This is a genomic window from Chroococcidiopsis cubana SAG 39.79 (genome assembly GCF_003991895.1).
In the GTDB taxonomy this organism is placed as follows: Bacteria; Cyanobacteriota; Cyanobacteriia; order Cyanobacteriales; family Chroococcidiopsidaceae; genus Chroococcidiopsis; species Chroococcidiopsis thermalis.
This window is the reverse complement of the sequence record NZ_RSCK01000044.1, coordinates 42,184-54,828: the sequence shown is the minus strand read 5'-3', so window position 1 is coordinate 54,828 and position 12,645 is coordinate 42,184. Positions and strand designations below refer to the sequence as shown.

14 protein-coding genes are annotated in these 12,645 nt (G+C 42.9%); 4 read left to right on the top strand and 10 right to left on the bottom strand.

Going from position 1 to position 12,645, the window contains the following annotated elements; translation table 11 throughout:
- Positions 1–66 precede the first annotated feature (66 nt).
- Positions 67–1,020, bottom strand: coding sequence for a sulfate ABC transporter substrate-binding protein (locus tag DSM107010_RS22535; protein ID WP_241994308.1), 954 nt, complete (start codon positions 1,018–1,020; stop codon positions 67–69).
- A 303-nt stretch (positions 1,021–1,323) separates the two neighbouring features.
- On the opposite strand from DSM107010_RS22535, the gene DSM107010_RS22530 reads away from it, so the two are divergent.
- Positions 1,324–2,130, top strand: coding sequence for a prohibitin family protein (locus DSM107010_RS22530; RefSeq protein WP_106169266.1), 807 nt, complete (start codon positions 1,324–1,326; stop codon positions 2,128–2,130).
- Positions 2,131–2,194: 64 nt separating this feature from the next.
- On the opposite strand, the gene DSM107010_RS22525 is transcribed toward DSM107010_RS22530, so the two are convergent.
- The 3 genes from DSM107010_RS22525 to DSM107010_RS22515 all read right to left on the bottom strand — a co-directional run bounded on the left by DSM107010_RS22525 (position 2,195) and on the right by DSM107010_RS22515 (position 4,057).
- Entirely contained in the window at positions 2,195–2,650 is a 456-nt protein-coding gene (locus DSM107010_RS22525; protein WP_127024017.1) for a DUF7980 family protein, read from the bottom strand.
- Positions 2,651–2,715: 65 nt separating this feature from the next.
- Positions 2,716–3,219 carry a DUF1634 domain-containing protein gene (locus DSM107010_RS22520; protein WP_106170221.1) on the bottom strand — a complete coding sequence of 168 codons (504 nt, stop codon included), beginning with the start codon at positions 3,217–3,219 and terminating at the stop codon, positions 2,716–2,718.
- 1 nt (position 3,220) lies between these two features.
- Positions 3,221–4,057, bottom strand: a complete 837-nt coding sequence (locus DSM107010_RS22515) for a sulfite exporter TauE/SafE family protein (protein WP_106170219.1) — start codon at positions 4,055–4,057, stop codon at positions 3,221–3,223.
- Positions 4,058–4,643: 586 nt separating this feature from the next.
- Here DSM107010_RS22515 and DSM107010_RS22510 point away from each other — a divergent pair.
- Entirely contained in the window at positions 4,644–5,432 is a 789-nt protein-coding gene (locus DSM107010_RS22510; RefSeq protein ID WP_199755695.1) for a hypothetical protein, read from the top strand.
- Between the two features lie 82 nt (positions 5,433–5,514).
- On the opposite strand, the gene DSM107010_RS22505 is transcribed toward DSM107010_RS22510, so the two are convergent.
- From DSM107010_RS22505 to DSM107010_RS22480, 6 genes are all read right to left on the bottom strand, one after another.
- Complete coding sequence (locus DSM107010_RS22505) at positions 5,515–6,264, bottom strand: phosphatase PAP2 family protein (RefSeq protein ID WP_106170216.1); 750 nt, start codon at positions 6,262–6,264, stop codon at positions 5,515–5,517.
- A 38-nt stretch (positions 6,265–6,302) separates the two neighbouring features.
- Positions 6,303–6,734 (bottom strand): YidH family protein, encoded by a 432-nt coding sequence (locus DSM107010_RS22500; RefSeq protein ID WP_106170214.1) that lies wholly within the window; start codon positions 6,732–6,734, stop codon positions 6,303–6,305.
- Positions 6,735–6,828: 94 nt separating this feature from the next.
- Positions 6,829–7,446, bottom strand: a complete 618-nt coding sequence (locus tag DSM107010_RS22495; RefSeq protein WP_127024015.1) for a hypothetical protein — start codon at positions 7,444–7,446, stop codon at positions 6,829–6,831.
- A 105-nt stretch (positions 7,447–7,551) separates the two neighbouring features.
- On the bottom strand, positions 7,552–8,268 hold the full coding sequence (locus DSM107010_RS22490) for a cadmium resistance transporter (RefSeq protein ID WP_106171689.1): 717 nt from the start codon (positions 8,266–8,268) through the stop codon (positions 7,552–7,554).
- Between the two features lie 160 nt (positions 8,269–8,428).
- Entirely contained in the window at positions 8,429–9,061 is a 633-nt protein-coding gene (locus tag DSM107010_RS22485) for a pentapeptide repeat-containing protein (protein WP_127024012.1), read from the bottom strand.
- A gap of 116 nt (positions 9,062–9,177) precedes the next feature.
- Complete coding sequence (locus tag DSM107010_RS22480; protein WP_106168469.1) at positions 9,178–9,852, bottom strand: cadmium resistance transporter; 675 nt, start codon at positions 9,850–9,852, stop codon at positions 9,178–9,180.
- Between the two features lie 514 nt (positions 9,853–10,366).
- Between DSM107010_RS22480 and DSM107010_RS22475 the strand changes: the two genes are divergently transcribed.
- Both DSM107010_RS22475 and DSM107010_RS22470 read left to right on the top strand, forming a co-directional pair.
- Complete coding sequence (locus DSM107010_RS22475; RefSeq protein ID WP_106168468.1) at positions 10,367–11,284, top strand: LysR substrate-binding domain-containing protein; 918 nt, start codon at positions 10,367–10,369, stop codon at positions 11,282–11,284.
- 359 nt (positions 11,285–11,643) lie between these two features.
- Positions 11,644–12,630, top strand: a complete 987-nt coding sequence (locus DSM107010_RS22470; protein WP_106168467.1) for a PstS family phosphate ABC transporter substrate-binding protein — start codon at positions 11,644–11,646, stop codon at positions 12,628–12,630.
- Positions 12,631–12,645: the final 15 nt, after the last annotated feature.

The window sequence follows — 12,645 nt, the reverse complement described above, 5'->3', positions numbered from 1 at the left end:
CGATTTCATGGCGATTGGAACTATCAAATCAATCCAAGAGTAATAACTTAGTTGCTCAAGTTATTTTTACAAGCTGCCTTCGGGGGTAAATAAGTATTTCACAAAAGCTTCGGCAACCTCGCGAGTGCCGTGTTTATCTACGTTGCGATCCACTACAGCGATTGGATTGTCGATGGAGATATTGACATCGGGAATTATGTAAGACACCTTCTCGCCTTTTTGTTGCGCTAGGAGAATTTCGTTTTCGTAGTTAATCAGAGCATCTCCCTGCCCTTGCTTAAAAAATACATCTGTGGCTTCTCGCGCATCCTTGGTGAGAATTGGTACGTTTCCATAAACTCTCGTCACGAAGTCGAGCGCTTGTTCTTCGCTAGCACCAGTTTTGATGGCAGAATTCCACAGTGTGAGGAAATTCCAACGAGCAATGCCGGAAGTCTTCGGATCGGCTGTAATCAGACTGACTCCATCTTTGGCTAAATCTTCCCAAGTTTTAATCCCTTTGGGGTTATCTGGACGAGTCACTAATGCCGCAACAGATTTAGAGACAATGCCATTGTCGGGAACTTCCTTCTCCCATCCTGGTTCAATTAATCCTGCTTTCTCAATTCTGCTGGTGTCTAAGGCAAGAGCTAAATGAACGACATCTGCTTCCAAACCATCAATCACGGCGCGAGTTTGGGAACCAGAACCACCATAGCTTGTCTTGAAGGTGACGTTTTGATTATGCTCTTGCTTCCACTGCTCGACAAATTTAGGAACGATCGCATCGTGAGCGGCTTTGGTGACAGCAAAAGAAACGAGAGTCAGTTCCACATCCTGCTTATTTGCCGCTACAGGACTAGCAGCAGGATTTTGAGTCGCAGAATTACTACCGTTACCACCGGAGCAAGCTGAGATCGCCACGCTTAAGCTCACCCCAACTAAAAACAACGCTCCAAAACCCTTCAATGAACTCACCCTTGCTCTAGCGAGCTGTTGAATCGCTTGTCCCCATTGCCTCAAGTGCTGCCACCACCTCATGTCATTGTCTCCTAATAATCTACGAATCTTTGGTAGAACTACCGTATTTAATGTGTCTGGTCATAGATATTACAGAGTCAAGGCGAAAAAGGCAAGAAAAAAATTCCTATTTTCCGAGCGAGAATGTGTAGTTTATGGAAAATCGATGGATAATAGTCATGCTGTCTTGATGTTGCACCTAAGCGAACATAGCTGCTGCGGCAAGTGCAACTCCTCCAGCCACATCTAACAAACAGTATGAAGATGAGCGAACAACTTTTGCCACAAGATGCGATCGCGAAGTCAGAAGCCAGAAGTTACCCTATGACAAAAAACAAGACTCTTAATAAATTTACTAAGTTTATAGTTTTTTTATTACTAATAGTTATCATCTTCACGCCGTTTACAGTTGTAAATGCTGGCGAACGGGGCGTATTAATGAAGTTTGGTCAAGTGCAAGAGCGGATCTTAGGAGAGGGGATTCACCCGATTATTCCTGTAGTTCACCGAGTTAAAAAGTTGAGCGTTCGGGTGCAAAAACAGGAAATTGCTGCTGAAGCATCCTCAAAAGACCTTCAAGACGTTTTTACCGATGTGGCGCTTAATTGGCATATTATTCCATCAGAAGCAAATATCATTTTTCAACAGATTGGTAACGAACAACAGGTAGTAGAGCGAATAATTGACCCAGCTATTGAAGAAGTATTAAAAGCAGTTATGGCAAAATACACGGCTGAAGAACTGATTACTAAGCGAGGAGAAGTCAAAGCTGGAGTAGACGATTTACTCACTACTAGATTGATTAATTATCATGTTGCCGTTGACGATATTTCTCTGGTTCACGTCCATTTTTCCGAGGATTTTGACGAGGCAGTAGAAGCAAAACAAATTGCCGAGCAGGAAGCAAAACAGGCAGAATTTATCTCTTTAAAAGCGATTCGAGAGGCTGAAACGAAAGTAAATTTAGCGAAAGGAGAAGCTGAGGCACATCGGTTACTGAAAGAAACATTGACCCCAGAAATTCTGCAAAAACACGCTATAGATAAGTGGAACGGCAAGCTACCATTGTTTGTTGGTAAAGGCGAACCAAAATTATTGGATTTGAGTCAGTTTATTTCTAATGATGAATAGCCACGCAAAGACGCATACGCGCAGCGTTCTCGTAGAGTAGACGCAAAAGATATGCAGAGTTTAGTTATTGCCTACTGGAAAAGAGGACGGAAAAGACAGGTGCATCGAGAATTTTTAATTGAATTAGAGCAAGAATCACAAGAGTGTAAGCGGTTGAGGAAGCAATACCCATCGATAGTTCTTTTTTCAGATTGCGTTCTTTGGGTTGTCCTTGCAGAACATCCATAGCACCTGCTTGCATCATTAAAATACCAATAATGTTGGACAGCCAGTATCCGACAATCGAGCTAGGTAGGAGTAAATCGCGGTTAAATAAACTACAGATATACCCAAAGAAGTAGGCAATTGGTAAGTTGAATACTATGTCGTTCCACCAACATAATGGTGAGAGCAAATATCCGATCGCAAAAAACACCGCACCTCTGAGTTTTTTCCAAATATTTCCCTCTTGGGTGAACTGCTGTAGCCGCGCTTGGATCTTTTGACTCAACTTTTGGCTAGCTTGTTTGACTGATTGCATACAAAGATAATATTTCCGATTGACTTACCGTATTTTACCTTGTTCTGGGATATGATCGCCGTCTTCTAGAAATACGCTCCGAGTAAGCTGTATAGTAGTCCTAGCAAGACAAAAGTGGCGATCGCCACATAAGTAAAATCTCGTCGCCATAGGAAAGCCAATAGGGAAATCGCGACGCGGACGATGGGAGTCGCAATTAGAAACAGCAATCCTAACTGGATAATTCCTCGACTGCTTCCCGCACTCACAGCTTCGATTACACCTATAGGAGAGCGGAATCGATCTGGTTCTCCAAGAAAATACTTATAATCAACAGGCTCAGTGCCGTGGCGGATTAGATATAAACTTCCACCAACTAAAACTACACCACTAGCCAGAAACACGCCATATCTTAACAAGTTGCTCAACAACAACTCGATTTGCAACTGATGCGTCGCGACTTCTTTACCGCCATAAGTAGCTTGTGTTAATTCTTCATCGCACTCTGGGATTTGATGCTGCATCGGGATGACAGATACCTGAGCATTGGGTGATTCTGTCGATTCCCAATGGCGATCGGATTGGTTCATCTTAACTCCCTCCAAGCAGACTGTTGTAGACCATTTTAAAAGCCATTGCCACCAGCACGAGACTGAAGATAATTCTCAAACTCTGGGTTTTGGTTCCAACTAGAACTCTCGCGCCCAACAAAGCGCCAGGGAATACACCTAACATCACGGGCATCGACAACCCAGGATCGATATAACCCTGCACCAGATAAACCCCTGCCGATGCTGCTGCTGTTACGCCAATCATAAAATTGCTGGTAGTGGTGGAAACCTTGAAGGGAATTCGCATGACTCGATCCATCGCTACTACCTTCAGCGAACCGCAACCGATCCCCAGCATTCCAGAAAACAATCCGGCGATCGCCATCATGCCAAATCCAGCAGGGACAGAATGAACTTGGTAAGACATCGTACCTGTGGCAGTTGGGCAAGTGCTGTTAAGTCGCAGTTGGGTGGCTATAGCATCGGCTGATTCGTTGTCGTTATATTCCGATTGCGGTTGTTGTGACAGATAAGCAGAATAGAGAAGGACAATCGCAAGTACGATTGTTAGCACTTTCACTGAAACTTGAGTTGCTAGCATTGCCCCCACCATTGCACCGACAATTGTGGCAACTTCTAAAAACATTCCCAGGCGCAGATTTGTAAATCCTTCTTTAATATATGCGGATGCCGCACCAGAGGAAGTGGCAATTACAGATACTAGTGAAGCACCAGCAGCATAACGAATGTCAACTTCAAATACGGAAGTTAATAGGGGAACAATTACCACTCCACCACCCAAACCCGTTAACGCCCCCAGTAAGCCTGCGGTAAATGAGCCAATCCAAACGAGTAAGGAAAATTCTAGGATGTTCATAACCTGGCGATTGGTAATTGGTGAGAGAGTGGTGCGTGGTTTAACTTTTAACTTTTGACTTTTGACTTCCCATTACCCATTACCAAAATTTAGTCGCAATATCGCTTTCTACTAAGGTAAAGGTAAAAGTACCATTACCAACTAGGGCAGAAGGCACGAGCTAATTACCGTAGCGAGTTAGGGATGTGGCGATCGCTTGTTAATGAGTTAATTAATGTGTCTTTGTCACTGAAATATATACAAATATAGTAAGTAAATGCAAGTGTAATTTGTTACTGTTCTCTGGCTAAGAAATCTACAGTAAATTCATCGGAATACTTACATAAACTGAATCTATCAAAATAAAAATATATTTTTATCAGAGAATACACTATTGTCATCGGAAAACTTTAATTAGAAAAATTAATTTTTTCACAGCACTAGATTTGCTAAAGTACAAATCTAAGTTGTCGAGTCGAAATCAAATAGAAATATAGCAATTCTGTTTGAGTCATAAAATATTCGTGCGTTCTATCAAATTACAAATGACAGCCACAATGCCAGAATCTTATAAATAGCTTAGAGCTGTCCAAACAGGAGAAAAAACATGAAACTTTTCAAATCTTTGTTGATCGTTTTACTCATTCTGGTCAATTTCATCTTGGCTCCACCTGCATTAGCAGATAAACCTAAATACCTCAAAAATCCTGACTACATCGAGGTAAGCAAAGCTCTTGACGAACTGGTGGCTGCAAAAGATGCACGAGTCAAAACAGGAGGTTCTGTACCAGCAGAAATTCAAAGGAAAATTGATGAATTAGAATTTCAAAAATATGCTTTGGAGACGGGAGTGAACTGGGGGCAGTGCCGCAATCAGACAGGAAAAACATTAGCAGTTTACGGTCCTATTCCAAATTTTGACGATGACGAAGAAGATTATGCCTACGATACTGGGCTTTACTTTTTAGCACCTGGTCAGGCTACGAAAAACAAATGGGATTGTGAGGGAGTTTATTTATCAAGTGATGCCACCACAGCCGTTACTAGCCCTGATGGCAAAACTCAAGACTTAACCGGACCTGCGGTAATTAAGATTGCTGATGGCACGCAACTCACAATTTCTACCAATCCCAATACTGGTGCTGTAGAATTTAATCTGCCACCAACTAAAGTTTTCCAAGCTGATGAAATTAACTGGTTTATTCCTAATGTGGCACAGGCATTCATAGATGCAAGAGTACCTAATGCACCTGCTTATCAAATTGCTGATTCTCCGAATTTAATTGCGAAAAAGACTGCCGCACCTGCTGCTCAAGCAAAAGCTAAACCGGAATCAGAGCCAGAACCCGAAATTAAGTTGCAGACATTACCGAGAAAAGGTTACTACAGTAAGTGACCTAATTGCCTGCGATCGCAATCAAATCTAAGCTCCTAGATTGAGTCTGGGAGCAAGCAGAACTTCAGGGCGATCGCATATTTTAATTGCTTGTACTTTCTTCAGGTAGTAACGAAGTCTCTTCTACTGATGGCTCCTCCACTCCGATCGCGCTGGTTATGTAAGGTTTAATAAATACACTAACTCCAATTACCCAACCTAGCGAAACCATCCAACCTGCGAGAATATCGCTGGGGAAGTGAACCCCTAAATACAATCGCGTCCAAGCGATCGCCACTACGAAGACAATACCAAAAATTAACGACAACCAGCACCAAATACTGCCCCAAGTCAAAATGACCAACGTTGCAATCAGAGTCATACTCGTCATCGCATGACCGCTAGGAAAGGCATAATCAAATTCTGGCGTAAGTGATGTCCACAAATCGGGACGCACCCGATGCATAAATTCTTTGGCGGTGCGGTTGATAACGGCACTTCCTAATGTAGCAGTTAGTAGAAAAGCAAGCGAGCGCCACCTTTTACGAAAAAACAGCAGCAGCGCGATCGCGGCAATAATAAAAGATACGATTCTAAACGAGCCGAACTTAGTGAGAGTTACTGCAAAAATATCTAGTTGCGTCCGTGAATAAGCGTGAATTGCGACTAAAATCGGTGCATCCCATCCAAACCCGCCTTCTTCCCATACCTCCACAGCCAGTATTCCAAACACCTGCAAAGGTAAGTAAACTCCAATTAGTAATAGTAGTAGCGATCGCCAACGGGCAATCAGTAGCTGTTTGAGAAAGTTGAGGAAGGACAAAGGTAACTTCCACACTTGGGATTTCGACATTTTAGAAACTTTGCTCTAAAAATTTTACTCTAAAAACTTTACTCGACAATGACGCTATTCAAAGATTCTAGAGGAATGGTGAAGACGTAGTAGAGAACTCCTAGACCCAGTAATAACACAGCAAGACTAGAGAGGATAACCCAACGGTCTGCTGGTTCGTAGGTATCCTCGTCAATATCGCGCTTGACGGCAAAATAATGCTGTGTTGAAAGCAACACCGTTAACAAACCGACAACTCCGAAACCTAACCCCAACTTCCAACCATTACCAGGCGGTTGAGGTGCTAAAGGAGGACGAAGAATTCGCAGACGTACAATTAGAACGCCAAACCCCATCAAGGCGATCGCACTCCGCATCCATGCGAGATAGGTGCGCTCGTTTGCCAAATGATCCCTCACCCGACTCGGGTTTTTTAGCTTCGCCTTTTCTGCTGTCTCTGCATTTGGTTTTACAGTCTTAAACAACTCCATTAATCTTTAAATTGGTAATTGGTAATTGGTAGTTGGTAGTTGCTTCCCCTTGTCTTCCTTCCCTGCTCCCTGCTCCCTGCTCCCTGCTCCCTATTCAGTCAATCGGAGCATTAGGAGTTTTCGCGTCAATATCTGCTTGAGTCAACGTGGGAATTGACCAGTCAGTTTCACCTACTTTAAAAACCTTGGCAGGTCTGACGTTAAATTCAATTGCGCCTGTTTGGGGATTCGTTTTAGCAACTAACCGAGTCCCATCCACGATTTTAAAGGCGATTCCTTCTGTTAATTCTTGGACTGGAGCAAGAGGAGTGACGGCGACTTTAGTACCGCTAGGCAAGTAAACGCCTTTGCAGCTCCAATCGTCATCCGTCACCTTACCATCTCCCAAGAAGTATAAGCTAGCAGCACCAGATTTTTTATTAGCGTAAATAGCTAGAGTTTTTCCTGTTTCGTTACGGCATTGTGCCGGATCTTCAGCAGTTTCTAAAACATACTTTTGAAACAGCAAGTCATCCAGTCTTTGCTGATATTGTTCTGATGTGTAGCCGCCGCGATCGGGTGTATCCTTTGCCTTAATAAGTTCATCCAAGGCTTGAGTTACTTCGGTGTAGTCAGACCCCTTGGTAAGATCGCTTTCAGCCCACGAAGGCGGGGCGATCGCTAAGTTAACTAGAAGCACCAAAGCGACTAAAGCGAATTTGAGAAATTTCATTGTTTTCTCCATATCGTAAAAACTACAGAGTTTCGTTGTGCAAAACCTCTGACTTAAGTTGGAAAATTTAAACTGAGAATAGATCGAACAGCTATTAAGCCTTTTCTATTTCTCGACTTCGGGTATTGCAGATGCGCGACTGATGTTTCTCACCAAAATCAGCAGCCATAAGCCACTAATTATCAGCGTGAGTACAGCTAAACCGCGATTTTCTAGCGTATGACTATCAATTAAAATTAGCACTCCTAGCCCAATCAACACAAAGGGAACGAGGTATTTGCCGTAGCGTTCGAGAGTGTCAGCGATCGCGCTTAGATGAGTTAACTGGTAAGCAGCATAGCACCAAGCACCCACCAGCGAGAAGAATATTCCCAAGACAACGAGAAGACTCTCCCAGGTGCAACTAGCAAACAGAGGTACGTAGATCCCGATATTGTCCCCACCATTGGCAAATGTCACCGCGGCAACGCTATAAGTTTGAGGAGACAACAGGCTAGCAAGGGTTGAGTTCCCAGGTTTTTCTGGCGCTGTATCATCTGCTGACGCATCATCCCGATTTAGCAAGCGACTAATTCCAATTGCGATCGGTAATATTCCCAGCATTCCCACCCAATCTTGCGGCATAACTAGGCTACCAAAAAAACCAGGAAGACTAATCAGTACCAGCGAACCAAACCCAAGATATTGACCTAGTACAACATGGCGACGGCGAAAGATGGCATTTACTTGGGAGAAGAACAGCATCAAGATAAAAATATCATCCAGATTGGTAGCTATGAAAGCTGTAAAGCCTGTAGGAATTGCAGTGAGTAATTCGTTCATTTTTGTCTAGAAACAAGGCAGAAGGCAGAAGGTAAAAGATCGGCAAAGTAAACAAAAGGACTTGATTCCCCCCTTTTTAAGGGGGGTTAGGGGGGATCGAGATCTCAGACTTTAGAAGTGCAAAAAAACTGCGTTGTTCACTCCCTACCCACCTGAAAATCTAGCTAGCGATTCCTTTAAATCCGATCGCGTCCTCTAAATCAGCTCCTCGTAGGTTTGCACCTTCTATCTTTGCATTTGTGAGATTTGTCTTTTCTAAGTCGGCTCCCTGTAGATTTGCTCCTAACAGATTTGTTCCTTGTAAGTTAGCTTTTTCTAAGTCCACACCAACTAGGTTTGCTCTTTCTAAGTTTGCTCCGGCGATATTTGTTTTACCCAAATCTGCTCCTTGCAAGTTTGCTCCAATTAAATTGGTTTGCTGTAAATTTGCTCTCTCTAAATCTGCTCCTTGCAAGTTAGCGTTTTCTAAGTTTGCTGCTTGTAGGTTTGTGTCCTTTAAAACAGCGCCAGACAGGTCACACCCAACGCATTCTTTAGTGTCTAATAAATGTCTAACATTTGCTGTTACAGACTGTACGGACACTGCTGGAGCTATTGCTGGAGCAGGTGCAGATGGAGTATCTACGGTAGGTGTTTGCGATCGCATGGTAGCAGATGTAGATGGGGTATCTACAGTTGGTTTTTGTGTTAGAGCTGTCGCGCTAGGTTGATTAAGCAAAGAAAATCCCAAAACGAGTACTAAAAATACCGCCGCTACGAACCAGTTGGTTAACTTTTTGTAAATGAGTTGCATCAGTTTCTCCTTAAATGTTTGCATTCTGTTGAAAACTTAATTTAAACTTACGTTCTCTTCCCGATAAGAGCAAATATTATTGGTTGTTGAATCGATAAATAGAAACTATTTAAAGATTAAAGATTTTGCATTCCTAGACCTGCTAGCAGTTGATACGATTCACTTTTCATCAGGATCGAAAATCCCAGCCAGATCAACACAAATGGGAAGATCTTTCGACCATAGCGAGCTAGAACGGGAGCCATTAGAGGATTACTAGTCATGTGGTAAGAAAGGAAGCACCACACTCCAAGAGTCACATAGCAGATTGAGACGATCGCGGCTAAGCTTGGAAGATTGCTACTGGCAAATAATGGTACGTAGATCGCGATGTTGTTGCCTCCATTGGCAATGGTGACAGCGGAAACGCGGTAGGTTTGAGGATCTCGTACAGTTGCCCATAGCGATTTACGATGCCGCTTAGCTTTAACAGAATTAGGTAATTTAAGTGATACATCTTGCACGGCTTCTTCATCATCTTCCCGACTCAGAAGATGTCTTGTACCAATAGCAATAGGAAGGAAACCTAACAATCCAATCCAAGGAGCAGGAATAATTAGACCACCAAAGAAACCAGGAAGACTAGCCAATACTAATACAGTAAATCCCAGAAACTCACCTAGAATCACATTCTGGGGACGAAAGTGACGATCGACTTTTCCAAAGAAAGCTGTCAAGTATAAATTGTCGTCAACTGTAGTTGCAAAAGCAACAGAAAATCCTAAAATTACTGTACCAATTAACCAACTCACCTCGTTACTCCTTAACGATCCAATAATGAAATCACCCTATTTGCACGATGGGAAATGACTGAATGGCGCTTTTTCAGGCTTTGAGAGCTGCGATCGCGCTTGCTTTTTGCATAGACGCTGCTGGTTCTGTATCAAATTTACTTGACAATTTGGTTTGATTCATGAGACATCGTTGGGTATAGAGCTAAAGATTGGCGCTGGCGATTCGGCACAAATTTAAATTAAATTTCAGAAAACTTTTGGTCAAAATTACTCTTTGTAGAGAAAAGATTAAATTTTTTTTTGATTGAGTTGTAGCTGTATCCTCCTAATCCCTCATAGAAAATGGGAGATTGCAACCCCCTGATAAAACGCCTTTATAACAGTTAGCTTGTAGGATAAATTGCTGTGGTAGCCTACGATTCAACTTTACGAAGTTCTTTGAATAAGATCAAACATTCTTATTTCTCAAAATCATAAAAAAAAGTGATTAACAATTTTTTAACCACAGAGCGATCGCTTTAAAATAGCCAGAATGACGTTTGAGCAGTTACGAATTTTTCTCGCCGTTGTCGAACACCTGCACTTTACCCGTGCAGCGGAAGCCCTCTATATTACTCAGCCTGCCGTTAGTGCGGCAATTCAAGAGCTAGAAGCAAAATACGGTGTCAAGCTATTTCACCGGATTGGTCGTCGGATTGAAATTACCGATGCTGGGAAGTTACTCCATCTAGAAGCTCAAGCAATTCTGACTCAAGTTGCCTTAGCCGAGCGGGGGTTACGGGAACTAAACGATCTGCAACGAGGCGAACTGAAACTAGGTGCGAGTTTGACTATCGGCAACTACTGGCTACCAAATAGGATCGCTCAGTTTAAGCGTCAGTATCCTGGCATATCAATAAACTGCACTTTGAGCAATGCTGAGGAGATTTGTGAAGGCACGGCAACCGGACAATTTGATTTTGGGCTAGTGACGGGAGGAATTAAACCCTCGCTGGGGGCGACACTAGAGCAAGAAGTCGTAGGCAAAGAGCGGCTGCAAATTGTGGTTGGCAAGTCTCATCCCTGGTTTGAGCAAAAACAGATTTCCCTGGAAGATTTATCTACAACTCCTTGGGTGATGCGCGAAACTGGTTCGGGAGCGCAGCAGATGTTCGAGCAGGCTTTACAAGCTTGGGGGATCGATCCCGTACAGTTAAATGTCGTTTTAGTTTTGAGTAGCAGCGAAATGGTGAAGGCAGTTGTTGAAAGCGACGTTGGGGCAGCGGCAATCCCTGAGTTGATGGTAACTAAAGAACTCCAACTTTCAACCCTACGTGCCGTTCAAGTCATCGATTCGAGAGACAGCATATCTCTGCCGCTAGAAATCGTTCAACCCGTGTGGAAACTGAAGCATCGGCAACGGTTTCAAACTCGTCTTTCTAAAGCTTTCGAGCAGATTTTAATTCAGTGAACAGTTATCAGTTATCAGTTATCGTAGGAGCGGGTTTAGCAAATGTATTGACAACAAAACAGTATATCTTTGGTCAAAACCCGACCGTACAGAAATCAGTTATCAATCTCAACGCTCTATCTAAAGATAGATTTCCCTAAAATACGACCGATAAACCGTGCTTCAGTGTTAACGAGCGATCGCAATAGCTTGATTTGAGTAACAGCTCGTGATAAATTCTTATTCTGCACATAAAGTACGGTAATCCAAGCAAAATTTCGTATTTTACGCAAATGAGTTTGTCACTTTAATCGAACTAGCTAGTACTGCTGGCTAGACAGTTTGGCTGTACTTCTCAGTCACCATTCCCTACGGTAGCTATGTTTAACGGTCGGATTTTACTGACAGCTTTAATGTTTTCTCTTGGTTTAACTGCTTGTAGCGCGACAGCACAGGAGAAACAAAGTGAGGTGAGCGTTGATGGTGGGGCTGTAGGTTATCCCATCCATCAAGCAGTTGCCGAGGAATTTCAGAAAGAAAACCCTGATGCTCAGGTTAGCGTTGCTTCCAGTGGTACTGGAGGCGGATTTAGTAAGTTTTGCAACGGCGATATTAATGTTGTTGGGGCATCGCGTGCCATTAGAGACGAAGAAATTGAAACTTGTAAAAAGAAAGGAATTGAGGTTGTAGAGCTGCCTATTGCTCTAGATGGAATGGCTGTGATTGTGAATCGTCAAAACAACTTCGCAAAATGCCTGTCGATCGAGGAGTTGAACAAAATGTGGAACTCCAAATCAACTGGTAAAGTTACAAATTGGAATCAAGTGAATTCTAAATTTCCCGATCACCCGTTAAGGCTTTATGCCCCCGGTTCTGACACTGGGACATTCGATTATTTCACCCAAGCGGTTAGTGGCAAAGCCAGAAATAGCCGCACAGACTATACTCCTAGCAACAACCAAAACGTTCTCGTTCAAGGAGTTTTGGGTGACGAGAATGGTCTAGCTTATCTTGGGATATCTTACTACATTGCCAACCAAGATAGGTTAAACTTGGTTGCCGTGAAAGATCCTCAAGGGCAGTGCCAAAAACCTGTTCCAATAGACAATGTTGTGAAGAATATTTATACACCTTTGTCTCGTCCTCTCTTCATCTACGTCAGTAAGAATTCACTGGAAAACGAACCAGCGATCGCGAAGTTTGTTAATTTCTATGTAGATAATTCTTGGAAATGGGTCGAGCAATCTGGCTATGTATCGCTACCCGATGAAGCTTACCCCAAAATCAAGCAGAAACTTGCTTCCAAAGAAACTGGCTCTAAATTCAAAGATGCAAAACCTGGTGAGCCGATCGCCGAACTTCTCTAGGGAATTGAGATATTC

Excerpts from the sequence above, each read along its gene's own strand:
- DSM107010_RS22535 (WP_241994308.1), bottom strand. The coding sequence starts at position 1,020 with ATGAGGTGGTGGCAGCACTTGAGGCAATGGGGACAAGCGATTCAACAG.
- DSM107010_RS22475 (WP_106168468.1), top strand. The coding sequence starts at position 10,367 with ATGACGTTTGAGCAGTTACGAATTTTTCTCGCCGTTGTCGAACACCTG.
- DSM107010_RS22470 (WP_106168467.1), top strand. The coding sequence starts at position 11,644 with ATGTTTAACGGTCGGATTTTACTGACAGCTTTAATGTTTTCTCTTGGT.
- DSM107010_RS22490 (WP_106171689.1), bottom strand. The coding sequence starts at position 8,268 with ATGAACGAATTACTCACTGCAATTCCTACAGGCTTTACAGCTTTCATA.
- DSM107010_RS22495 (WP_127024015.1), bottom strand. The coding sequence starts at position 7,446 with ATGAAATTTCTCAAATTCGCTTTAGTCGCTTTGGTGCTTCTAGTTAAC.
- DSM107010_RS22530 (WP_106169266.1), top strand. The coding sequence starts at position 1,324 with ATGACAAAAAACAAGACTCTTAATAAATTTACTAAGTTTATAGTTTTT.
- DSM107010_RS22525 (WP_127024017.1), bottom strand. The coding sequence starts at position 2,650 with ATGCAATCAGTCAAACAAGCTAGCCAAAAGTTGAGTCAAAAGATCCAA.
- DSM107010_RS22520 (WP_106170221.1), bottom strand. The coding sequence starts at position 3,219 with ATGAACCAATCCGATCGCCATTGGGAATCGACAGAATCACCCAATGCT.
- DSM107010_RS22500 (WP_106170214.1), bottom strand. The coding sequence starts at position 6,734 with ATGGAGTTGTTTAAGACTGTAAAACCAAATGCAGAGACAGCAGAAAAG.
- DSM107010_RS22515 (WP_106170219.1), bottom strand. The coding sequence starts at position 4,057 with ATGAACATCCTAGAATTTTCCTTACTCGTTTGGATTGGCTCATTTACC.
- DSM107010_RS22485 (WP_127024012.1), bottom strand. The coding sequence starts at position 9,061 with ATGCAACTCATTTACAAAAAGTTAACCAACTGGTTCGTAGCGGCGGTA.
- DSM107010_RS22510 (WP_199755695.1), top strand. The coding sequence starts at position 4,644 with ATGAAACTTTTCAAATCTTTGTTGATCGTTTTACTCATTCTGGTCAAT.
- DSM107010_RS22505 (WP_106170216.1), bottom strand. The coding sequence starts at position 6,264 with ATGTCGAAATCCCAAGTGTGGAAGTTACCTTTGTCCTTCCTCAACTTT.